The following is a 22,883-nucleotide window of genomic DNA, read 5'->3' as shown; positions in this document are numbered from 1 at the left end:
CTTGTCCGGCACGGATTACGCCTCTTACACTGGCAGCACTTTTTATAGGGATATTCACGCCATGACCGCCTCGCGCCATCATTCATTCAACCTGCGACATCTGCGCCATAAAAGCGGATGGGGTTGGATGTTGGCGTTATGCTGGTTGCTGCTGAATGCCCAACTGGCGGTGGCCGGCCACCGCTGCGAGTTAACCGTAACCGCGGCGCCGGTGAGTATTCAGCATGACGCCCACCGTATGCAGTCAGACGTCGTCATGCCCGATATGCCGGCTGCGCATGCCATGCAGTCCGCCGCTGACGCCAGCCCGCTGTGTGAAAAACACTGCCTGCCCGACTCCGCCAGTCAGGATTTACCGTCACTGTCATTACTGGCGCTGCCTGTTAACAGTGAACTGTTGCCGGTTCAACCGCCGGAACCCGTCACCGCCAGCCGCAGCAGTTGGTTTACGCCGCCGCCCGCCGGCCCGCCCGCCGAAATCCGTTTTTGCAGATTCAGAGAATAGCTTCCGCGATAAACAATCGTCGTGCGCTTTTGCGCAATAACTTGTTATTTATCGTATTTATGGAGCTATTATCATGCGTATGCTTTCCGTGGCTATCGCCACCCTGCTGTTTTCCGCCCCATTGCTGGCCGAACAGAATCAGACTCACACCATGACCGGCGATATGGGCAACATGTCCCATACCATGCCAGGCGGGATGAATCACGACATGTCATCCATGACCGCCGACGCCGCCACGGTTTACCGCACCACCGGCACAGTCAAACAATGGAACGCCAGCGGCGTTACCCTGGCGCACGCCGCCGTCCCCGCTCTGCGCTGGCCGGCCATGACCATGAACTTCCGTCTGCCCGCGAACAATAACTGGACGCCTTTGTCGCAAGGCAGCGCGGTCAGTTTCAGCTTCGTGCAAAGCGCGGACGGCTACACCCTGACGGATATCAAACCGCAGCAGAACTAACCGGAGATCACCATGCACATACGCAAGTTCCGCGCTTCACGCGCGTGGCTGGCGATGTTGTTGTGGCTGCCTGCCGCGTCATTCGCGGCAGCACTGGATCTGGATGGCGCGCTACAGGCGGCGGAGCAGTATTCCGCCGACCTGTCAGCCAACCAGCACCGGATGAACGCGCTGCAAAACATGGCCGATTCCGCCACACAACTGCCGGACCCTCAACTGAAATACGGCATCGAAAACGTGCCGCTCGGCGGCAACAACACCCGGCGCCTGACACGCGAAGGCATGACCATGCAACGCATCGGCATCATGCAGACGTATGTCAGCGCCACCAAGCGCGAGCGTAAGGCGCAAACCATTCAGGCGGAAGCCGACGCGGTACGCGGCAACAGCGAAGCCCTGCGCGCCCAGTTGCAACGCGATACCGCCCAGGCCTGGCTGGAACTGGCGCTTTCCCGCCAGATACTGCAGGAAGTCAACGCGCTGGTGCAGGAAAGCCAGCGGCAGATTGCCGTTCAGAAAGCCGGTGTGGCGGCCGGCGGCGAGTCGGCCCGGGTGCTGGACGCCCGGCTGACGCTCTCCGCCATGCAGGATCGGCTGGCGGACGCCACCCGTGATGCGGCCATCGCGCAAACGCGACTGACCCGACTGACCGGCGTCGCCGACGTCACCACGCAAGGGCCGCTGCCCCGTTTCGAGCGCCTGCCCGCCGATCCGGCGGTGCTGTACGCCGCCATCGCCCAGCACCCGGAAATCACCGAGGCCGAGCAGGAAACCCGGCTGGCGCAGGCACGAGCCGCCCAGTCAGCGGTAGCGGCGATCCCGGATGTCGGCGTCGAGGTCTACTACGGCCGCCGCGGCAATAGCTTCGACGATATGGCGGGCTTCGAAATCAGCATGGATCTGCCGTTGTTCCAGTCCAGGCGGCAGGACAAGGATCACGCCGCCGACGTGGCGCGCAGCATGGAAGCCCGCGACCGGGTCGCGCTTGCCCAGCGGGAGCACCGGGCGCAACTCGACACCCTGCTGGCGCAGTATCAGGCGGCGCAATCGCGCTGGCGTCGCCAGAGCGACGAGGTGTTGCCGTTACAGCAACAGCGCATCCGACTGCTACAAAGCCAGTACCAGAGCGGCGGCAGCGATTTGGCCGGCGTGCTGGAAGCCCGTCGCGCACTGCTGGACAGCCGCATCGCCGCGCAGAACGCCGCCCGTGACATGGCGACGCTGTGGGCCGCACTCCGTTACCTGACGCCACAAGGAACCGCCGCAAAATGAACCGAACTTTTACTGTCAGTCTGATTGCCGTGGCGCTGGCGTCCGCAGCAGTTGGTTACTCAGTTAGTTACTACCGCGTTAGTGACTACAGCGGCAGTCGCGCCACCGGTACGGCGGCGCATACCGCCGCCGCGACGTCTGACGCCAACGGCGGGCGTAAGGTCCTCTATTGGTATGACCCGATGGTGCCGGACAAGCGCTTCGATCAACCCGGCAAATCGCCGTTTATGGATATGCCGCTGACGCCGCGCTACGCCGATGAGGTGCAGGATAACGGCGGCGTGACGGTCAGCCCGCGTCAGCAACAGAATCTCGGCGTGCGCACCGCCAGAGCCGAACGACGCGAACTGCAACCGCACGCCACCGGTTACGGTACCGTGGCGCTCAATGAACGCACCTTACGCACGCTGGTCGCTCCCAGCGGCGGCGTGGTGGAACAACTCGGCGTCAACGCGGTACAACAGCCGGTGCAAAAAGGCCAGATGCTGGCGGTACTGTGGAACCCAACCTGGGCGGCCGCTCAGCAGGAGTATCTGGCGGTACGCCAGTTAGGGGACGCGGAGCTAAGCCAGGCCGCACGACAAAAACTGGCGTTGATGTTCATGCCGGAAAGCGTGATCCGTCAGGTGGAACGCAGCGGCAAACCGCAGCCCCGACTAACCATCACCGCACCGGAGAACGGCTACATCAACCGGTTGGATGTCCGTACCGGCGCCCAGTTGACGCCCGCGCAACCGCTGTTTGAGCTGGCCAGTCTCGACCCGGTGTGGGTTGAGGTGGAATATCCGGCGGCGCAGGCGGCGGCGTTGCATATCGGCGATGAGATGCTCGCCGTTAGCGATAGCTGGCCGGACGACACCTTCCGCGGACGCGTTGCCGAACTGCTGCCGCAACTCGACAGCGCCACCCGCACGCTGAAAGCCCGCGTGGTACTGGACAACCGGCAACAGCGCCTCAAACCCGGCATGTATCTGACGGTGAAACTTGCCGCCGGCGTCGCTCGTCGGGCGCTGATGGTTCCTCAACAGGCGCTGTTGGTCAGCAGCCGGCAGAATCGGGTATTGCTGAACGACGGTCAGGGCTATTTCACGCCGCGCCCGGTTGAGGTCGGCGTCATTCAGGACGGCTGGGCGGAAATCCGCTCGGGTCTTAACGAGGGCGATAATGTGGTGATCTCCGGCCAGTTCCTGATCGACTCCGAAGCCAGCCTGCGCAGCGCGTTAACCTCGTTCAGCGACGCACCGCAGAACCAGAGCCAGGCATCCTCGCCCGCTCCCGCCAGCGACTACCAGACTAGAGGGGTCATCAAGGCCATCAACGGCAAGCAGGTGACCCTCGCCCACGACGCGGTACCGGCGCTGGACTGGCCGCCGATGACCATGGATTTCACCTTCGACGGCGACGCGCTGCCCGCGACGCTCCAGCCCGGCATGACGGTGACATTTCGGTTCCGGCTGGATGACAACGGCGCGCGATTACTGGATATCCAGCCTGTCGCGGCGGCTCACGGAGGTCATCTATGATCGCTTACGTCATTCGCTGGTCGATCCAAAACCGTTTTCTGGTGCTGATCGCCACGCTGCTGATGGCCGGCTGGGGGGTGATTTCGCTGCAGAAAACGCCGCTGGATGCGCTGCCGGACCTCTCCGACGTACAGGTCATTATCCGCGTCAGCTATCCCGGCAAGGCGCCGCAGGTGGTGGAAAATCAGGTCACCTATCCGCTGACCACCACCATGCTGTCGGTGCCCGGTGCCAAGACCGTGCGCGGTTTTTCCATGTTTGGCGACGCCTACGTCTATGTGCTGTTTGAGGATGGCACCGATCCTTACTGGGCGCGTTCTCGCGTACTGGAATACCTGAGTCAGGTGCAATCCACCTTGCCCGCCGACGCCAAAGCCTCGCTGGGGCCGGACGCTACCGGCGTAGGCTGGATCTACGAATACGCGCTGGTCGACCGTACCGGTCAACACAGTCTGGCGGATTTGCGCGCCATTCAGGACTGGCTGTTGAAGTATGAACTGAAAACCGTGCCCAACGTGGCGGAAGTCGCCAGCATCGGCGGCATGGTGCGGCAGTATCAGGTGGTGCTGAATCCGGAACGGCTGCGCGCGCTCAACGTGACGCACCAGCAGGTGATCGATGCGCTACGGGCCGCCAATCAGGAAAGCGGCGGGTCGGTTATCGAACTGGGGGAAGCCGAGTACATGGTGCGAACCTCCGGATATCTGCTGAAAACGGAAGACTTTCTCAACGTGGCGGTGGGTCGGCGCGACGGCATTCCGGTGCTGTTGCAGGATGTCGCCACCTTACGGCAAGGCCCGGAAATGCGCCGCGGCATTGCCGAACTCAACGGCGAAGGGGAAGTGGCGGGCGGCGTTATCGTGATGCGCTCCGGCAAAAACGCGCTGGAGACGCTGCGGGCGGTGCACGCCCGCCTGCAACAGGTCCGCCAAAGCCTGCCCGCCGGAGTGGACATCGTCACTACCTACGATCGCTCGCCGCTGATCGAACGCGCCATCACTACCCTCAGCCACAAACTGCTGGAAGAGTTTGTCGTGGTGGCGTTGGTGTGCTCGCTGTTCCTGTTTCACTTCCGCTCCTCGCTGGTGGCGATCATCAGCTTGCCGCTGGGGATTCTGGGCGCGTTTATCATCATGCGCTATCAGGGGATCAACGCCAACATCATGTCGCTGGGCGGGATCGCCATCGCCATCGGCGCCATGGTGGACGCGGCCATTGTGATGATCGAGAACATGCACAAGGTGGTGGAACAGTGGCGGCATCAGCACCCGGACCATGAACCGGATAATGCCACCTGGTGGCGGCTCGCCACCCAGGCGGCGACGGAAGTGGGGCCGGCGCTGTTTTGCAGCCTGCTGATCATCACGCTGTCGTTTATCCCGGTGTTCTCGCTGGAAGCGCAGGAAGGCCGCATGTTCTCGCCGCTGGCGTTCACCAAAACCTACGCGATGGCGGTGTCCGCCGGTCTGGGGATCACGCTGGTGCCGGTGTTGATGGGCTATTTCGTGCGCGGCCGTATTCCCGACGAGCAGACTAATCCCCTCAACCGCTGGCTGATCGCCCTGTACCAGCCGGTGTTACGGCAGGTGCTGCGTTTTCCCAAAACCACGCTGGCTGTTTCACTGGCGCTACTGGCGCTGACGCTGTTCCCGCTCGCCCGCCTCGGCAGCGAATTCATGCCGCCGCTGGACGAAGGCGACCTGCTGTATATGCCGTCCACCCTGCCCGGTATTTCGCCGCGCGAAGCCGCACGGCTGTTGCAACAGACCGACCGGCTGATCAAAACCGTGCCGGAAGTGGATAGTGTATTCGGCAAGGCCGGCCGCGCCGACAGCGCTACCGATCCGGCGCCGCTGACCATGATGGAAACCACCATCCGCCTGAAACCGCGGGAACAATGGCGACCAGGCATGACGATGGACAAACTGATCGCCGAACTGGACCAAACCGTCAGTATTCCCGGCATCGCCAACGTGTGGGTGCCGCCGATTCGCAACCGGCTCGACATGCTGGCGACCGGCATCAAAAGCCCGGTCGGCATCAAGGTCAACGGCGACAACCTGCATGACATCGAACAGGTAGCGGCGCAGATCGAGCAAGTGGTGAAGCGAGTGCCCGGCGTGACGTCGGCGCTGGCGGAACGGCTGGCGGGCGGGCGCTACATCGATATCGACATCGATCGAGTACGGGCGGCCCGCTATGGCGTGTCGGTGCAGGAATTGCAGTCGATGGTCGCCACCCTGATCGGCGGGGAAAACATCGGCGAAACGCTGGAAGGCCGCCAGCGTTATCCGATCAATGTGCGTTACCCGCGGGAAATCCGCGACTCGGTAGACGCGGTGAAAAATCTGCCGGTGGTGACGCAAGGCGGCGCGCGCCTGACGCTGTCCGATCTGGCCGACGTGCGCGTCAGCGAAGGGCCGCCGATGCTGAAAAGCGAAAACGGCCGCCTGTCCGACTGGATTTATGTCGACCTGCGCGGGCGCGACCTGAAATCCGCCGTGGAGGATATGCAGCGTCAGGTGGCGCAGCAGGTCACGTTGCCGCAGGGGGTATCGGTGAGTTGGTCCGGCCAGTTTGAGTATCTGGAGCGGGCCACGGAAACCATGAAGCTGGTGGTGCCCTTCACCCTGCTGATTATTTTCATCCTGCTGTACGTGACTTTCGGCCAGATCAAAGACGCGCTGCTGATTATGGGTACACTACCGTTTGCACTGATCGGCGGCGTCTGGCTGTTGTATCTGCTCGGCTATAATTTATCTGTCGCCGGTGCGGTGGGGTTTATCGCGCTGGCCGGGGTGGCGGCGGAGTTTGGCGTGATCATGTTGCTGTACCTGAATCACGCGGTGGAAAAACATCGCCAGCCGGGACAACCGTTGACCGACGATCAGTTGACGGCCGCCATCCGCGAAGGCGCGGTGTTGCGCGTACGTCCGAAAATGATGACCGTCGCCACCATCATGGCCGGGCTGTTGCCGATTATGTGGGGCGGCGGCACCGGTTCGGAAATCATGCAACGTATCGCCGCGCCGATGGTGGGCGGCATGGTCAGCGCGCCGCTGCTGTCGATGCTGGTGATTCCGGCGCTGTTTTTGTTGCTTCATCGCAATAAGGTGGAGAAACACACAAGCTGAAACGATAAAGCCGCCTATTTTGTCGCCATTATGACGGCATATAAATCAGGCGGCCCGACGACTAGCGATTGCCGATAACCGCTCTCCGGCCCTATAATGAGAGCAGTTATCATAGAAATCTTAGTATATGAAGGAGTTAAGCATGGCTGTAACTAAGCTGGTACTGGTGCGACATGGTGAGAGCCAGTGGAACAACGAAAACCGCTTCACCGGCTGGATGGACGTTGAACTGTCCGAAAAGGGCGTCAACGAAGCCAAACAGGCAGGTAAATTGCTGAAAGAAGAAGGTTTCAGCTTTGATTTTGCCTACACCTCAGTGCTGAAACGTGCCATTCACACCCTGTGGAACGTGCTGGACGAGCTGGATCAGGCCTGGCTGCCGGTGGAAAAATGCTGGAAACTGAACGAGCGTCACTACGGTGCGCTGCAGGGTCTGAACAAAGCGGAAACCGCCGAAAAATACGGTGACGACCAGGTTAAACTGTGGCGTCGCGGCTTCGCGGTCACTCCGCCGGAACTGACCCGTGAAGACGAGCGTTTCCCGGGCCACGATCCGCGCTACGCATCGCTGAGCGACAAAGAGCTGCCGCTGACCGAAAGTCTGGCGCTGACCATCGAACGCGTGGTGCCGTACTGGAACGAAAGCATTCTGCCGCGCCTGAAAAAAGGTGAGCGCGTAATCATCGCCGCTCACGGCAACTCACTGCGCGCGCTGGTGAAATACCTGGATAACATGAGCGAAGAAGAGATTCTGGAACTGAATATCCCGACTGCAGTTCCGCTGGTCTACGAATTTGACGAAAACTTCAAACCGATCAAACGCTACTATCTGGGCAACGCCGACGAGATCGCTGCCAAGGCAGCGGCGGTAGCTAACCAGGGTAAAGCGAAGTAATTCGTTTTATACACCCAGTGTAAAAAGAAAAAACCCGGTTCAAACCGGGTTTTTTTATGGATGAACGGGTCAGGCATCAGCCGCGACGCTGACGTACCGCCGCCGCCAACTGACGCAGCAGGCTGTCGGTATCATCCCAACCGATGCAGGCATCGGTGACGCTCTTGCCGTATACCAGCGGTTCGCCGCCCTCCAGATTCTGGTTGCCTTCCACCAGATGACTTTCCACCATCACGCCCATGATCGCCCGCTCGCCGCCGCTGAGCTGACGGCACACGTCTTCACATACGTCCATCTGCTTTTTGAACTGCTTGCAGCTGTTGGCGTGACTGAAGTCGATCATCACCTGCGTCGGCAGACCGGCTTTTTCCAGGCCGACTTTCACCGCCTGCACATGTTCCGCGCTGTAGTTCGGCTCTTTGCCGCCGCGCAGAATGATATGGCAGTCGTGGTTGCCGCTGGTGTTGACGATCGCCGAGTGGCCCCACTTGGTCACCGACAGGAAGCAGTGCGGCGCACGGGCGGCATTGATGGCGTCAATCGCTACCTTGATGGTGCCGTCGGTGCCGTTCTTGAAACCGACCGGACAGGACAGGCCGGACGCCAGTTCGCGATGCACCTGAGATTCGGTGGTGCGTGCGCCGATAGCGCCCCAGCTCATCAAATCCGCCACGTATTGCGGCGAGATCATATCCAGGAACTCACCTGCCGCCGGCAAACCGGTATCGTTGATTTCCAGCAACAGCTGACGCGCAATGCGCAGGCCGTCGTTAATCTGGAAGCTGTTATCCATGTGCGGATCGTTGATCAGCCCTTTCCAGCCCACAGTGGTGCGCGGTTTTTCAAAATAGACGCGCATCACCACTTCCAGATCATCGCGCAATTCATCACGCAGTTTCAGCAGACGCGCGGCGTACTCTTTGGCCGCTTTCGGGTCATGGATGGAACACGGCCCAATCACCACCAGCAGGCGGTCGTCATTGCCTTTCAGGATCTTGTGAATGGCGCTGCGGGCATTAAATACTGTCTGTGCTGCGCGTTCGGTGGCCGGAAATTTTTCCAGCAGCGCAACGGGGGGGAGCAACTCTTTAATTTCTTTAATTCTCAAATCGTCATTCTGGTAATTCATAATGGGTCCATGTCTCCGCAGCAACAGACGTTCATCCCCTGTCTGCCCGGAGTAAAAAACGAAAAAATAAAAACGTCGTCGTTCATATTGCAGGCTGGCTATTATAAGTCAAGCGGCTAAAAAATGGCGCAATAATACCCATATGTTTTCACTGCTGTAGTCATCGGCTCTGGGAGTGGTTCGGTGATGCTGACCACGGGCATTAGCCTGTGGTTCTTCAACCGGACAGGACGGCGTTATGCCGGATTAATCAACCTGATATAGGATATGCCATGGCTCATTCACACCCGGCCAACCAAGCCGAACATGACAGCATGAAACGCCTGAAACTGGCCTTCGTCATTACCGCCACTTTCATGATTGCCGAAGCGGTCGGCGGGCTGCTGTCCGGATCGCTGGCGTTGCTGGCGGATGCCGGCCACATGCTAACCGATGCGGTCGCGTTACTGGTGGCGCTGCTGGCCGTCCGTTTCGCCCAGCGAAAACCGACGGTCCGGCACACATTCGGCTATTTGCGCCTGACCACCCTGGCCGCGTTCGTCAACGCCATAGCCCTGCTGGCGATTACCGGGTTCATCGTCTGGGAAGCCATCCAGCGTTTCTATGCCCCGCAGCCGATCGCCAGCACGCCGATGCTGTTGATTGCCGTCGGCGGCCTGATTGCCAATCTGGTGGCGCTGTGGCTGTTACATCGCGGCAGCGGTGAAAAGAATATCAACGTGCGGGCGGCGGCGCTGCATGTCATGGGCGACTTGCTGGGTTCCGTGGGCGCTATCGGCGCCGCGCTGATCATCATGTTTACCGGCTGGACCCCGATTGACCCGATCCTGTCGGTACTGGTATCGGTATTGGTACTGCGCAGCGCCTGGCGGCTGATGAAAGAGAGCGTGCATGAATTGCTGGAGGGTACGCCGACCCGCATTGATGTCGACCAACTGAAAATAAAGCTGACGGCGGACATCCCGGAAATCCGCGACGTACACCATGTCCACTTATGGCAGGTAGGCGAAAAGCCGTTGATGACGCTGCATGTTCAGGTTATTCCGCCACACGACCACGATGTGTTGTTGCAGCGTATCCAACACTATCTGCTGGATCATTATCAAATTGCCCACACCACGATCCAGATTGAGTATCAGCCGTGCGACGACGACCACTGCGATATCCAGTATCAGACTGGCGGTCAGCCGCACAGCCATTCACATTGACCACGCAGGTTCGCGCCGTCCCGTTCGTCAGGACAACGCGAACCGACGTTCTTATAGCGCTCGCGCCAGCGGCCGCGAGTGATTATCACGGGCGCCTTTGATCCACAGCCAGGAGCCGTTAAGGGCGATCAGCGTCAGCACCATATACTGCAACGACATGGCATAGACGCCCTGATAAGCGAAAATCACCACGCTGATGATGTCGATCACCACCCACAGCAGCCAATTTTCCACATATTTACGGGTCATCAGCAGCATCGCCGCCACCGACAGTACCGTCATGGCCGAATCCCAGAATGGGAAAGCGTCCGGCTGCAATGTCGGCATCGTCACATCCAACCCGACAGCTTGCATCAGCATCACCGCAATCCGGCTCAGCAGAGCAAAGAACGGATCGATATAGCGCGACATCAACACAATGGCAATCACGCAACCAGCGCCCCACCACAGCGCTTGCCGGCGCGATAGCCAGCGGACCCGCAATTCCGCCTCCTGTTCGTCGGTGGTGCGACTCCAGGCGTACCAGCCATACACATTGGCCGCAATAAAGAAAATCTGGAGCAGCAGGCTGGCATACAGCTGTATCTGGAAGAATATCAGCGCAAACAGCGACACATTAACCAGACCAAACAGGTAATTTGTAGTTTTTTCCAGACTGGCCAGCCAAATACACACCAGCCCCGATAACGTCCCCAACGCCTCGACCCAGGATAGGTCATAACCGTTGTCCCCCAGCGGGATGTGAACCAGAATATTACTGGTACTAAAAAAATCCATTTTTGCTCCTGAATGACATTAACTATGATCTGAGTTTAGCTGCGAAATCCAGCATCCGATTGAGCGGCACCAGCGCACGCTCACGAACATCGGCATCCACTTCAATGGCATGACGGCGCGTATCCTGCTGCTCCAGCGCTGAGGCAATCGCCTGCAGCCCGTTCATCGCCATCCACGGGCAGTGCGCGCAACTACGGCAGGTCGCCCCTTCCCCCGCGGTAGGCGCCTCCAGCAACACTTTATCCGGGCAGGCTTGCTGCATCTTGTAGAAGATACCGCGATCGGTCGCCACAATTAGCTCTAGGTGCGGTAGCTGCTTCGCCGCCTGAATCAACTGGCTGGTCGACCCCACCGCATCCGCCATCGCCACGATACTTTGAGGCGACTCCGGGTGAACCAGCACCGCCGCCTGCGGATACAGCGCTTTCATTCGTTTCAGCGCCTGGGTCTTGAATTCGTCATGCACAATGCAAGCCCCCTGCCAGCACAGCACATCGGCGCCGGTCTGTTTTTGCACGTAATGCCCGAGGTGCCGATCCGGCGCCCAGATAATCTTCTCCCCCAGGCTATCCAGATGTTCGATCAGCTCTACCGCGATGCTGGACGTCACCACCCAGTCCGCCCGCGCCTTAACCGCCGCCGACGTGTTGGCGTACACCACCACGGTACGATCCGGGTGGCTGTCGCAAAAAGCGCTGAACGCTTCCACCGGGCAGCCCAAATCCAGCGAGCATTCCGCTTCCAGCGTCGGCATCAGCACGGTTTTTTCCGGGCTCAATATCTTTGCCGTTTCCCCCATAAACCGAACGCCAGCGACGATCAGCGTACTGGCGGAATGGGTGCGGCCAAAACGCGCCATTTCCAGCGAGTCCGCCACACAGCCACCGGTCTCTTCGGCAAGCGACTGAATCTCCGGGTCGGTGTAATAGTGCGCCACCAGCACCGCATTGCGCTCTTTCAGCAGGCTTTTAATACGGTGACGGAACTGGTGCTTTTCCCCTTCTGACAGCCGCCTGGGCTTTGCGGGAAAAGGGTAATCGATAACAGGTGGTTCAGGAAACTGGCTCATCATGGGGTTCCGTGCGGTTGCAGGCGTGAAGGCAATGTCGTTACCGGGATCTTTGTTTTATACACTAAACAAAATATCGCAATAGTGTCATGAAATCTGCTTTTTCTTTAGTTTTAAATTTCAGAAATGCCAAATGTGTTTAATTTATTAAAAAAACGATACCGCTGGATACCAGGCGGCCTGAACAGACCGCCCGCGAGGCAGTCAGGGAAACAGGCGATGCCAGTAAAGGGAGAAAGGAATAATCAGCACTAACGCCGGCAGGAAGTTAACCACTGCGAAGGTTTTAATCTGGGCGATACGCAACCCGACGGCCATCATCACAATGCCGCCGCAAGCCGCAAAATCCCCCATGGTGATGTCATTCATGAACGGCATGATGAGCCTGGCGGAGAAAAACAACAGCGTCTGCACCAGAAACTGCGGAACGGCAATCGACATCACCGCAACGCCCAACGTGATGGCAAAAATCAGCGCCGTGAAAATGTCGAGCGCCGACTTGATGATTAGCAGTTGATAGTCGCCGGTTAGCCCTTCAGTCATCGCGCCGACCACACCGGTACCGCTGGCGCAGAACAACACAATCAGCGCGGTAAAGTTCTGGGTGTATACATCCTGCGGTAATTTGTGTTCCGGCGGCGGCACAACCCGACTCAGCAAGCGTTCAATCAGTATCGCCCCTTTCTGAACGCCGGCTTCAAGGCGCAGCAACTCGCCGATACCTACCCCCAGAATAATCGCCAACGCAACCGCAGGAAGCTGGTGAACTTTTACCACCAGCGTTATCCCCATAGCGATCGACACCATCGCGAACGCCGGTGGTAAACCATCACGCATACGCTGAGGAATAAAACGGTGCAACGCCACGCCCAATGCGCCGCCAATCAGAATGGCTGCGCCATTGATAACCGGACCAATCATCATCAATATCTCTTAGGCTCACCCTTCGACTTGTCGGATTACGAAGGAATATCACCATCAGTCAAAAAAGAAGCCCTTACTATACGCCAAATGCGGTGGTGTGATTAAACCGGCCTAAAGCAAAAAGAGATATAACAAAACCCACATGAGGAGATGATGCGCTGTTGTCTCGCTTCGCTCGACTCGAACCTGAACGCAGCTTCTCACCTGCACGACTGTGCGATATTTGAAATAACGGTGAGCGAATTAAAGGAGAGTGATTTATTTAGCGGTGGTGGGTCGTGCAGGATTCGAACCTGCGACCAATTGATTAAAAGTCAACTGCTCTACCGACTGAGCTAACGACCCGCTACGGGATATGCTACACAGAGATTCTTTTGTTTTGGTGGGTCGTGCAGGATTCGAACCTGCGACCAATTGATTAAAAGTCAACTGCTCTACCGACTGAGCTAACGACCCAAACACCTTGCTGCTTTTAGCGATTCAGCATCGCCTTGGCAACGGCGGCATATATTACTAATATAATTTTTCTGTGCAACCTATTTTCCGAAAAAAAAATTCAACTGCTTATCCCTTGAACATTCTGGCGCAAAAACCACGCATATCGCGCAATTTTTGCGCCAGAAAGGGAATTACAAACCGGCTAAACGCTTCTGAGCTTGCTTGGCGCCATCGGTATTGGGGTAGTTTTTTACCACCTGTTGGTAGACTGCTTTGGCCTTATCAGTCTGACCTTTTTCCTGCATGATGACGCCAACCTTGAACATGGCTTCCGAAGCTTTGGGAGATTTTGGGTAATTTTTGACAACATTGGCGAAATAATACGCCGCGTCGTCTTTCTTACCCTTGTTGTAGAACAATTGCCCTAACCAGTAGTTGGCATTCGGCTGGTAGGTTGAATCAGGGTATTTCTTGACGAAATTTTGAAACGCCACGATTGCCTGATCATACTGCTTTTTTTCCAACACCAGCGACGCCGCCGTGTTGTAATCGGTATTGGCATCGCCGGTCATGGCCGGTGCCGCTGCCGAATCAGCGCTAGCGCTGTTTGCCGCTCCCGTATCGCTGGTTGCCGCCGGCGCAGAGGCCGCCGCGTTGCCCGCTCCCGCAGCCGATGACGCGGCAGAAGAAGACTGGCCGCCGCTTTGAGAACCCAGGCTGTCAATCTGCTGATAGATCTGTTTTTGACGCTCAACGACCTGATTCAACTGATATTGGTTTTCCTGGATCTGGCCGCGCAAGCCATCGATATCGCGCTGAGTGTCGGCGAGTTGTTGCTGAAGTTGGGTTAATAACTGACTGTGAGCGTTAGAGATACGCTCCAGCTGAGTGACTCGATCTTCTACCGAGCCAGAGCCGACATTACTGATTGGCGCCTGGGCAGTAGCGGCCCAGGGGGCCGCTACGCCAACCAGTAACGACAGACTCAACACGTGATGTCTGAAGTTACTGCTCATGCGATTCTCTTAGTATACCAGAACGGCACGACGGTTTTTGGACCATGCTGCTTCGTCATGACCCAGAACGGCAGGTTTCTCTTTACCGTAAGAAACCACGGAGATCTGATCAGCAGACACGCCTTTACCCTGCAGGTACATCTGCACAGCGTTGGCACGACGTTCGCCCAGCGCGATGTTGTATTCCGGCGTACCGCGTTCATCCGCATGACCTTCAACAGTCACTTTGTAGGACGGGTTGCTGCGCAGGAAAGCAGCGTGCGCATCCAGCATCTGAGCGAAATCAGGACGAATGTCGTATTTGTCCAGATCGAAGTAAACGATGTTGTTGCGCTGCAGTTCCTGCATCTGCAGACGAGCCTGCTCAGCAGAAGACATGTTGCCGCCGTTTTCCATGCCAGCGCCGCCGTTCAGGGAAGACTGGTCGTTATTAGCGTGTTTGTTGGAGCTACATGCGGCAACAGCCAGCACCGGCAGAGCCAACATCAGGCCTTTCAGCACTTTATTGAATTGCATTTCTATGTCCTTTAAATAGGTTATTGTACATATTTTGATTACATATACGGCGACCAGGCAGGGAATCTCACCTGACCATCAGTTGCCGGAAGACGCGCTTTAAAACGCCCGTCGGTCGAAACCAGTTGCAGCACGGAACCCAGCCCCTGTTTGGAACTGTAGATTACCATGGTGCCATTGGGTGCGATACTCGGCGTTTCATCCAGGAACGTGTCCGTTAACACTTGAACGCCACCCGTTACCAGATCCTGTTTGGCGATGTGCTGAGCGCCGCCGTTGGAGCTGACCATCACCAGGAATTTACCATCGCTGCTGATTTCAGCATCCTGATTCTGGGAACCTTCCCAAGTCAGGCGCTGGGGAGCACCGCCATTGATACCGATTTTATAAATCTGAGGACGACCGGCCTGGTCAGAAGTATAGGCCAGCGTCTGGCTGTCAGGGAACCAGGTCGGCTCAGTGTTATTGCTGCGACCGTCGGTCACCTGAGAAATCTGACCGGAGCCCAGATTCATCACATACAGATTCAGGCTGCCGCTCTTGGAGAGCGCGAACGCCAGTTTGGAACCGTCCGGAGAGAATGCCGGCGCACCGTTGTGACGCGGGAAAGAAGCGACTTGTTTGATATCGCCATTAGCCAGCGTCTGGACAACCAGCGCGGAACGGCCGCTTTCAAACGTCACATACGCCAGTTTGCTGCCATCCGCCGACCAGGACGGAGACATCAGCGGTTCCGGAGAACGGTGTACCACAAACTGGTTGTAACCGTCGTAGTCCGCTACACGTAATTCGTACGGATACTGCCCGCCATTGGTCTGCACCACATAGGCGATACGGGTACGGAAAGCGCCCTTGATGCCGGTCAGTTTTTCAAACACTTCATCACTGGCGGTGTGGGCGGCATAGCGCAGCCACTGTTTAGTTACTTTGAACTGGTTCTGAGCCAGCACGCTGCCTGCACTGCCGGAAGTATCCACCAGTTGATAGGACACCAGGTAGCCATCCGCAGTCGGTTGCACCTGGCCGACAATTACCGCATCGATCCCCAGAGCGGTCCAGGCGGCCGGAGTCACTTCAGCGGCACTACCCGGTTGCTGCGGCATACGGCTCGGATCGATCGGATTGAACTTGCCGCTATTGCGCAAATCCGCGGCAACAATACTGCCGATTTCTTCAGGAACAGCGCCGCCCGCCGACTTGAACGGAACCACACCGATTGGGCGCGCGGAGTCGACCCCCTGGGTAATTTCAATACGGACTTCTGCATGCAACACAGCCGTCCACAGCATCAGAAAACTCAATGCAATTTTTAATGCCTGCTTCATCTCATCTCCCTTATCCAGGCTCCAGAGCCTACGATAACCTGGCAGCGTTTTAACAAACCCATATCAACAAACACGATGTGCACGGCGACCAGATATAGTCATAGTCTTAAACTCCGCCAACTGGCAACCGGGTCACTGCGGTTTAAAGTCTATCGGTGCGTTCTTGAAAGCTTCATATACATCAGAGCTGGGCGGCTTCGGTATCCGCGCCTGTTTGGCAGCAGCAATCGCCGCCTGACACAACGCCGGATCGCCCCCCTCGCTCTTCACATCAACCAGCAGGCCATCCGGCGCCAGTCTGATACGTAACGTACAGGTGCGCCCCTTGTAGGACTCCCAGTCATAAAACTTGCTCTGAATCGCGGTGCGAACCTGGCTGCCGTAGCTGTCCAGCGCCGCGCCGGATGCCCCGCTCTTCTTATTATTACCTACCCCGGCCGGCGCTCCGCCGCCAGCGGCACTGCCGCCGCCTTTCGGCGCGTTCTTCGATGAAGCCAACCCGCCGAGCAGATCATCAACCTCACCGGCCTGTTTGGCCGCTTTTTTCTTGTCGTCAGCCGCTTTCTTGGCTGCGGCGGCCGCCTCGGCTTTCTTGGCGGCATCGGCAGCCGCTTTTTCCTTGGCGGCTTCTGCCGCTTTGGCCTTAGCCTCTTCCTCGGCTTTCTGCTTAGCATCAGCCGCCGCTTTGGCTTTGGCTTCCTCTTCCGCTTTCTTCTTTACTTCTGCCGCGGCGGCAGCTTTGACTTTAGCCTCTTCTTCCGCTTTCTTCTTCGCGTCGGCAGCAGCCTGCTTTTTCACTTCTTCCTCAGCCTGCTTCTTCGCCTCGGCTGCGGCTTTAGCTTGCTGCTCGGCCTCCGCTTTGGCTTTAGCGGCGGCGGCTTCCGCCTGTTTCTGCTGTTCTTTCGCTTTCTGGGCGGCTTCTTCCGCCTGTTTACGTTGTTCGGCCTGTTCCTGCGCCTGCTGTTTCGCCTGTTCCTGCGCCTGCAAACGCTCTTTTTCCAGTTCTTTCAGCCGTTGCTGCTCAGCCGCCTGTTTCGCCTGCAACTCTTCAGCCTGCTGTTCCGCCTGCTTCTTGCGCAGCTGTTCGGCGCGGCGGGCATCGTCCTGTTGTTGTTGTTGCCGGTTGTACTGATCGACCACCGCGCTGGGATCGACCATCACCGCGTCGATGGATGACCCGCCGCCACCGCCGCTGGCGTCATCCATCTTCTGGTTCAGCGAACTCAGAATCAGCAACGTAATCAGAATAACGTGCAAAACGACCGAGATAATGACGGCACGCTTTAGCTTATCGTTTCGTTCGTTTGCCTTTAACACAAGGGGTTCCCAAAAACAGTTTTGCCAGACAAATGACTACTCATCGTGTGAAAACGTCATCGTGTACAAACGCCATTATTCACAAACTTCATCATTCACGGACTCGCCGGTCAAATCGGCTGTGTCATCAACCCGACAGATTTGACACCAGCCTGATGCAACAAATTCAGCGCCTTGATGATCTCATCATAAGGAACATCCTTGGCACCCCCGATCAAAAAGACCGTTTTCGGGTTCGCGGTCAGGCGGGACTGGGCTTCAGCCACCACCTGCTCCGCAGGCAGTTGATTCATACGATTATGATCAACCACCAGACTGTATTGCCCTACACCGGATACCTCGACAATCACTGGCGGATTATCGTTGCTGGATACGGTTTTGGATTCGGTTGCATCCGGCAGATCCACTTCCACGCTCTGGGTAATGATCGGTGCGGTCGCCATGAAAATCAGCAGCAGCACCAGCAACACGTCCAGCAGGGGAACAATATTAATCTCGGATTTCAGCGACCGACGGCCGCCACGCGCACGAGCCATATCACCTCCCGATTAACGGTTGCCTTCGCTGGAGAAAGCCTGACGATGCAGGATAGCAATGAACTCTTCCATAAAGTTATCGTAATTCTGCTCAAGCTTGTTAACGCGCTGGTTCAGGCGGTTATAGGCCATGACCGCAGGAATCGCGGCGAACAGACCGATGGCGGTGGCGATCAGCGCTTCCGCGATACCAGGCGCAACCATCTGCAGCGTCGCCTGTTTCACTGCGCCCAGCGCGATAAATGCGTGCATAATCCCCCATACGGTGCCGAACAGGCCGATATAAGGGCTGATGGAACCGACGGTGCCGAGGAAAGGAATGTGGGTTTCCAGCGTTTCCAACTCGCGGTTCATGGAAATGCGCATGGCGCGAGACGCACCCTCCACCACCGCTTCAGGCGCATGGCTGTTGGCGCGGTGCAAACGGGCGAACTCTTTGAAGCCCGCATAGAAGATTTGTTCGGTTCCGCCCAGGCTTTCGCGGCGAGTCTGGCTTTCCTGATACAAACGGGATAGTTCAATCCCCGACCAGAACTTGTCTTCAAACGCTTCGGCGTCACGCGTCGCAGAATTCAGAATACGGGTACGCTGAATGATAATCGCCCAGGAAGCGATGGAAAAACCGATTAAAATTAACATGATAAGTTTAACCAGAAGGCTAGCCTTCAGGAACAAATCAAGAATATTCATGTCAGTCACTGCTTAAACTCCGCGACAATAGACTTAGGAAGCGCAATTGGCTTCATTTGAAATGGATCGATGCATGCGACTAAAACCTCGGCATGGCTTAGCAGGGTGCCATGTGAGTCAAGGATTCGCTGTGCGAATGTCAGGGAAGCGCCGCGTATTACAACGATTTCGCTCTGCACTTCCAGTAAGTCGTCAAGACGCGCCGGGGCAAGATACTCAACCGTCATTTTACGAACAGCAAAGGCAACATGTTCATTCATGAGTACGCGTTGATGAAAATCGTGTGCGCGCAACATTTCGGTTCTGGCCCGTTCATAGAAGGCCACATAACGCGCGTGATAAACCACACCACCTGCATCTGTATCTTCATAGTAGACACGCACTGGCCAGCGGAACACTTTATTACTCACTCTACATCCCGGTAATGCGATAAACCCCGCTACTATACGCAAGAGGGATAAGGTTTGGAATGGGTTGTATGTACAGGAAGGTAAATAATTATGGGTTGCGGACAACCCATAACCAAAAGGAATGAGAGGCTACTTTACAGGAAGTAGTAATACAATCCTGCGGCCAGGATCACAAAGGCCGGAAGGGGGGAAAAGAAAGCGCGCCAACGCATCCGCTGAGGACGAAAACCCACGCCGTGAACGACGCCGGTACAGACCGCCCAAATCAGCGCTATCCCCTGCCAGACCGCCAGCGAGCTGGTGCGTGCGGCAAAACGCGCCGGTTCCCAGAATACGCAACCTGCTAGCAATAGCGCCATAATCAGGGAAAGGGCCCGTAACGGGCCCTTATCCATACAGCGGTACAGACGATCAATGAAAACAATCATTGCGGTTTATCTTGATTCGTCTTGGTTGCTTCGCTCTGTTCCAATGCCAGAGCGGTAATCACGCCCAGCGAACAAGCAAGAAGCGTTCCCAATATCCAGGCAAAATACCACATAAGTCAGGCTCCTTACTTAGTACAACGAATGAGAGTTCTGCTCAACATGCTCTTTGGTGATGCGTCCGAACATCTTGTAGTAACACCAGATGGTGTAGGACAGCACGATGGGAACGAAAATAATCGCTACCACGGTCATCACTCTGAGCGTAAGCAGGCTGGATGTGGCATCCCACATAGTCAGGCTAACATTCGGTACCGTTACCGACGGCATAATGAACGGGAACATGGCGATCCCGGCGGTCAGAATCACACAGGCGATACTGAGCGAAGAGAACAGGAACGCCATCGCGCCTTTTTCCACACGGGCCATCGCGGCAGTCATCAACGGCAGCACTACGCCCAGCAGCGGGATAGCCCACAGGACTGGGTGCTGATTGAAGTTGACCAGCCAGGCGCCAGCCTGACGCACCACTTCTTTATGCAGCGGGTTAGATTCACCAGCGGTATTGATGACCGAGGTCACCGCATAGCCATCGATGCCATACACCACCCAGACCCCAGCCAGAGCAAAGGTTACTGTCAGCGCCAGCGAAGAAAACTGAGCAACCTTTTTGGCGCGGAAGTGCAGATCGCCAGAGGTACGCATCACCAGATAGGTAGCACCCTGAGCCACGATCATGCTCAGGCTGACAACGCCCGCCAGCAACCCGAACGGATTGAGCAACTGGAAGAAATTGCCGGTGTAGTACAGGCGCAGATACTCATCCACATGGAACGGCACGCCCTGCAGCAGGTTGCCGAATGCCACCCCGATGACCACCGGCGGTACGAAACTACCGATGAAAATGCCCCAGTCCCACATGTTACGCCAACGCGGATCTTCGATTTTCGACCGGTAGTCAAAGCCGACCGGGCGGAAATACAGAGACGCCAGCACCAGAATCATGGCGATGTAGAAACCGGAAAACGCGGCGGCATAAACCATCGGCCAGGCAGCGAACAGTGCGCCGCCCGCCGTGATCAACCAAACCTGGTTACCGTCCCAGTGCGGCGCGATGCTGTTAATCATCACACGGCGCTCTACATCATTGCGACCCATCAGGCGAACCAGAACACCAACGCCCATGTCGAAACCATCGGTGACCGCAAAACCGATCAGCAGCACACCAATCAGCAGCCACCAGACAAAACGCAATACTTCATAATCAAACATAGTGGACTCCTGTTACCGTGCTTCCTGAGCCGCGATCGGCTGTTCGAAGTGATAGGCCCCCGTTTTCAGGCTGCTTGGACCCAGACGTGCGTACTTGAACATCAGGTACATTTCAGCCACCAGGAACAGCGTGTAAAGACCACAAATCAGTCCCATGGAGAACAGGATGTCTCCCGCGGTGAGCGAGGAGTTGGCGACAGCTGTCGGCAACACTTCACCAATCGCCCACGGCTGACGGCCGTATTCAGCCACAAACCAGCCGGCTTCAACGGCAATCCACGGTAACGGGATGCCATACAGCGCGATACGATGCAGCCAGCGTTTTTGACCAATCTTGTTGCGCAGCACCGTCCAGAAAGACAGACCGATGATCAGCAGCATCAGCACGCCGCAGGCCACCATGATGCGGAAGGAGAAGTACAACGGCGCCACACGCGGGATAGAATCCTTGACCGCCTGTTTGATCTGCGCATCGCTGGCATCAGCCACATTGGTGGTATAGCGCTTGAGCAGCAGGCCATAACCGAGATCCTGCTTGTTCCTGACGAATTCATCACGAACCGCCGGATCGGTGTTGCCGGAACGCAGTTGCTGCAACAGGTGGTAGGCTTTCATCCCGTTACGGACGCGCACTTCATGCTGTTCCATCAACTCTTTCAGGCCGGTAACGGTCTTGTCGGTAGAACGGGTGGCGATCAGGCCCAACATATAGGGAATCTGAATCGCGTACTTGTTCTCCATCGTATCCTGATTCGGAATACCGAACAGAGTGAACGCCGCCGGTGCAGGCTGGGTTTCCCATTCAGCTTCGATGGCCGCCAGCTTGGTTTTCTGCACGTCGCCCATCTCATAACCGGACTCATCGCCCAGCACGATAACAGACAGCACCGCCGCCATACCGAAACTGGCCGCGATCGCAAAGGAGCGTTTGGCGAAAGCGACATCACGCCCTTTCAGCAGATAGTAGGAGCTGATGCCCAGAATGAACATCGCGCCGGTACAGTAACCTGCGGCGACGGTGTGAACGAATTTCACCTGTGCAACCGGGTTCAGCACCAGATCGGCGAAGCTCACCATCTCCATACGCATGGTTTCAAAGTTGAAATCCGACGCGACCGGGTTCTGCATCCAGCCGTTGGCCACCAGGATCCACAGCGCAGACAGGTTGGAACCCAATGCCACCAGCCAGGTGACCGCCATGTGCTGCACCTTGCCCAGACGATCCCAGCCAAAGAAGAACAACCCGACGAAAGTGGATTCCAGGAAGAACGCCATCAATCCTTCGATTGCCAGAGGTGCACCGAAGATATCGCCGACATAGTGAGAGTAATATGACCAGTTAGTACCGAACTGGAATTCCATGGTCAGACCGGTGGAAACGCCGAGAGCAAAGTTGATTGCAAACAACTTGCCCCAGAACTTGGTCATATCTTTGTAGATTTGTTTGCCGGACAGGACATACACGGTTTCCATGATCGCCAGCAAAAACGCCATCCCCAGCGTTAAAGGCACGAACAGGAAATGATACATCGCGGTCAAGGCAAACTGTAAACGTGACAGTTCGACTACATCAAACATCTTAACTCCTTGCTCCTCGCAGGAGGGTCTTTAGCTCGCTGTACGGACAAGCCACTAAATACCCGGCAGTTAGTAACCTAAAGAACACAACAATTGCTTTAGCACAGGCCTCAATATGCGCTACCACGTCACCACGGCGCATTTGAAAAGTAAGCCAAAGAGAAATTACAGAATTACAAATAGCATACTCGAATAAGAGTATCGGTATATTACGCCTCTACAACCCTACAATAAATAGGTTTTTACGTGATGCGGATTGAGTTTTTTGATTCTACGTCAACCTCTGCACCGCATACCGCCAAAGACACAATTGACCTGCCGCAATTTAATCTTATTTTCAAATGGATATCCAGCCTGGATTTTTGATCTAAAACAAATATCCATTCCAATGTTAATAAAATGCGTCTTTTATTTTACATTTCGTCAAATGTTAACCCAATGTAATTGGGCGGTTTCCGATGCGT

Annotated in this window: 22 protein-coding genes and 2 tRNA genes; 7 read left to right on the top strand and 17 right to left on the bottom strand. The window is 56.7% G+C overall.

Annotated features, from left to right (window positions below; genetic code table 11):
* The first annotated feature begins 61 nt into the window (after positions 1-61).
* The 6 genes from DXX3274_RS07050 to gpmA all read left to right on the top strand — a co-directional run bounded on the left by DXX3274_RS07050 (position 62) and on the right by gpmA (position 7,789).
* Entirely contained in the window at positions 62-505 is a 444-nt protein-coding gene (locus DXX3274_RS07050) for a hypothetical protein (RefSeq protein ID WP_042859207.1), read from the top strand.
* A gap of 73 nt (positions 506-578) precedes the next feature.
* Complete coding sequence (locus DXX3274_RS07045; RefSeq protein WP_042859206.1) at positions 579-965, top strand: copper-binding protein; 387 nt, start codon at positions 579-581, stop codon at positions 963-965.
* A gap of 12 nt (positions 966-977) precedes the next feature.
* A complete protein-coding gene (locus tag DXX3274_RS07040; RefSeq protein WP_042859205.1) occupies positions 978-2,237 on the top strand; it encodes a TolC family protein in 1,260 nt (419 codons plus the stop codon).
* The gene (locus tag DXX3274_RS07035; protein ID WP_042859204.1) at positions 2,234-3,760 is read left to right on the top strand and encodes an efflux RND transporter periplasmic adaptor subunit; all 1,527 of its coding nucleotides are present in this window, start codon (positions 2,234-2,236) and stop codon (positions 3,758-3,760) included. Before DXX3274_RS07040 ends, DXX3274_RS07035 begins: the two co-directional genes overlap by 4 nt.
* Positions 3,757-6,894 carry an efflux RND transporter permease subunit gene (locus DXX3274_RS07030; protein WP_042859203.1) on the top strand — a complete coding sequence of 1,046 codons (3,138 nt, stop codon included), beginning with the start codon at positions 3,757-3,759 and terminating at the stop codon, positions 6,892-6,894. Before DXX3274_RS07035 ends, DXX3274_RS07030 begins: the two co-directional genes overlap by 4 nt.
* A 142-nt stretch (positions 6,895-7,036) precedes the next feature.
* A complete protein-coding gene (gene gpmA, locus DXX3274_RS07025; RefSeq protein ID WP_039694363.1) occupies positions 7,037-7,789 on the top strand; it encodes a 2,3-diphosphoglycerate-dependent phosphoglycerate mutase in 753 nt (250 codons plus the stop codon).
* 76 nt (positions 7,790-7,865) lie between these two features.
* Here gpmA and aroG read toward each other — a convergent pair whose 3' ends face one another.
* Complete coding sequence (gene aroG, locus DXX3274_RS07020; protein WP_042859202.1) at positions 7,866-8,918, bottom strand: 3-deoxy-7-phosphoheptulonate synthase AroG; 1,053 nt, start codon at positions 8,916-8,918, stop codon at positions 7,866-7,868.
* Positions 8,919-9,190: 272 nt separating this feature from the next.
* On the opposite strand from aroG, the gene zitB reads away from it, so the two are divergent.
* Positions 9,191-10,126, top strand: coding sequence for a CDF family zinc transporter ZitB (gene zitB, locus DXX3274_RS07015; RefSeq protein ID WP_042859201.1), 936 nt, complete (start codon positions 9,191-9,193; stop codon positions 10,124-10,126).
* Positions 10,127-10,177: 51 nt separating this feature from the next.
* Here zitB and pnuC read toward each other — a convergent pair whose 3' ends face one another.
* From pnuC to cydA, 16 genes are all read right to left on the bottom strand, one after another.
* The gene (pnuC, locus tag DXX3274_RS07010) at positions 10,178-10,903 is read right to left on the bottom strand and encodes a nicotinamide riboside transporter PnuC (protein ID WP_042859200.1); all 726 of its coding nucleotides are present in this window, start codon (positions 10,901-10,903) and stop codon (positions 10,178-10,180) included.
* Between the two features lie 22 nt (positions 10,904-10,925).
* Positions 10,926-11,972 carry a quinolinate synthase NadA gene (gene nadA / locus DXX3274_RS07005; RefSeq protein WP_042859199.1) on the bottom strand — a complete coding sequence of 349 codons (1,047 nt, stop codon included), beginning with the start codon at positions 11,970-11,972 and terminating at the stop codon, positions 10,926-10,928.
* Between the two features lie 204 nt (positions 11,973-12,176).
* Positions 12,177-12,893, bottom strand: a complete 717-nt coding sequence (locus DXX3274_RS07000) for a DUF554 domain-containing protein (protein WP_033569369.1) — start codon at positions 12,891-12,893, stop codon at positions 12,177-12,179.
* Positions 12,894-13,165: 272 nt separating this feature from the next.
* A tRNA-Lys gene (locus tag DXX3274_RS06995) sits at positions 13,166-13,241 on the bottom strand.
* Positions 13,242-13,276: 35 nt separating this feature from the next.
* Positions 13,277-13,352 (bottom strand) — tRNA-Lys (locus tag DXX3274_RS06990).
* A 173-nt stretch (positions 13,353-13,525) separates the two neighbouring features.
* A complete protein-coding gene (gene cpoB, locus DXX3274_RS06985) occupies positions 13,526-14,350 on the bottom strand; it encodes a cell division protein CpoB (protein ID WP_042859198.1) in 825 nt (274 codons plus the stop codon).
* Positions 14,351-14,359: 9 nt separating this feature from the next.
* Positions 14,360-14,866, bottom strand: coding sequence for a peptidoglycan-associated lipoprotein Pal (gene pal, locus DXX3274_RS06980; protein ID WP_013317030.1), 507 nt, complete (start codon positions 14,864-14,866; stop codon positions 14,360-14,362).
* Positions 14,867-14,904: 38 nt separating this feature from the next.
* Positions 14,905-16,191 (bottom strand): Tol-Pal system beta propeller repeat protein TolB, encoded by a 1,287-nt coding sequence (gene tolB, locus DXX3274_RS06975; RefSeq protein ID WP_042859197.1) that lies wholly within the window; start codon positions 16,189-16,191, stop codon positions 14,905-14,907.
* A gap of 132 nt (positions 16,192-16,323) precedes the next feature.
* Entirely contained in the window at positions 16,324-17,508 is a 1,185-nt protein-coding gene (gene tolA, locus DXX3274_RS06970) for a cell envelope integrity protein TolA (protein ID WP_042859196.1), read from the bottom strand.
* Positions 17,509-17,618: 110 nt separating this feature from the next.
* A complete protein-coding gene (gene tolR, locus DXX3274_RS06965) occupies positions 17,619-18,044 on the bottom strand; it encodes a colicin uptake protein TolR (protein WP_012770579.1) in 426 nt (141 codons plus the stop codon).
* A gap of 12 nt (positions 18,045-18,056) precedes the next feature.
* Positions 18,057-18,743: a Tol-Pal system protein TolQ gene (gene tolQ / locus DXX3274_RS06960; RefSeq protein WP_033570051.1), complete on the bottom strand. Its 687-nt coding sequence runs from the start codon at positions 18,741-18,743 to the stop codon at positions 18,057-18,059.
* Positions 18,740-19,144 carry a tol-pal system-associated acyl-CoA thioesterase gene (gene ybgC / locus DXX3274_RS06955; RefSeq protein WP_038660789.1) on the bottom strand — a complete coding sequence of 135 codons (405 nt, stop codon included), beginning with the start codon at positions 19,142-19,144 and terminating at the stop codon, positions 18,740-18,742. Before ybgC ends, tolQ begins: the two co-directional genes overlap by 4 nt.
* Positions 19,145-19,278: 134 nt before the next feature.
* A complete protein-coding gene (ybgE, locus tag DXX3274_RS06950; protein ID WP_042859195.1) occupies positions 19,279-19,572 on the bottom strand; it encodes a cyd operon protein YbgE in 294 nt (97 codons plus the stop codon).
* Entirely contained in the window at positions 19,569-19,685 is a 117-nt protein-coding gene (cydX, locus tag DXX3274_RS22710) for a cytochrome bd-I oxidase subunit CydX (protein ID WP_012770583.1), read from the bottom strand. The genes ybgE and cydX overlap by 4 nt, the downstream gene beginning before the upstream one ends.
* A gap of 16 nt (positions 19,686-19,701) precedes the next feature.
* On the bottom strand, positions 19,702-20,841 hold the full coding sequence (gene cydB / locus DXX3274_RS06945) for a cytochrome d ubiquinol oxidase subunit II (protein ID WP_042859194.1): 1,140 nt from the start codon (positions 20,839-20,841) through the stop codon (positions 19,702-19,704).
* 12 nt (positions 20,842-20,853) lie between these two features.
* Positions 20,854-22,419, bottom strand: a complete 1,566-nt coding sequence (gene cydA, locus DXX3274_RS06940) for a cytochrome ubiquinol oxidase subunit I (protein ID WP_042859193.1) — start codon at positions 22,417-22,419, stop codon at positions 20,854-20,856.
* Between the last annotated feature and the right edge of the window lie 464 nt (positions 22,420-22,883).

It is taken from the genome of Dickeya sp. NCPPB 3274 (assembly GCF_000406205.1).
Classification (GTDB): domain Bacteria; phylum Pseudomonadota; class Gammaproteobacteria; order Enterobacterales; family Enterobacteriaceae; genus Dickeya; species Dickeya fangzhongdai.
Note: the sequence above shows the minus strand (reverse complement) of the source record. Positions and strands in the feature narration are given on the sequence as shown.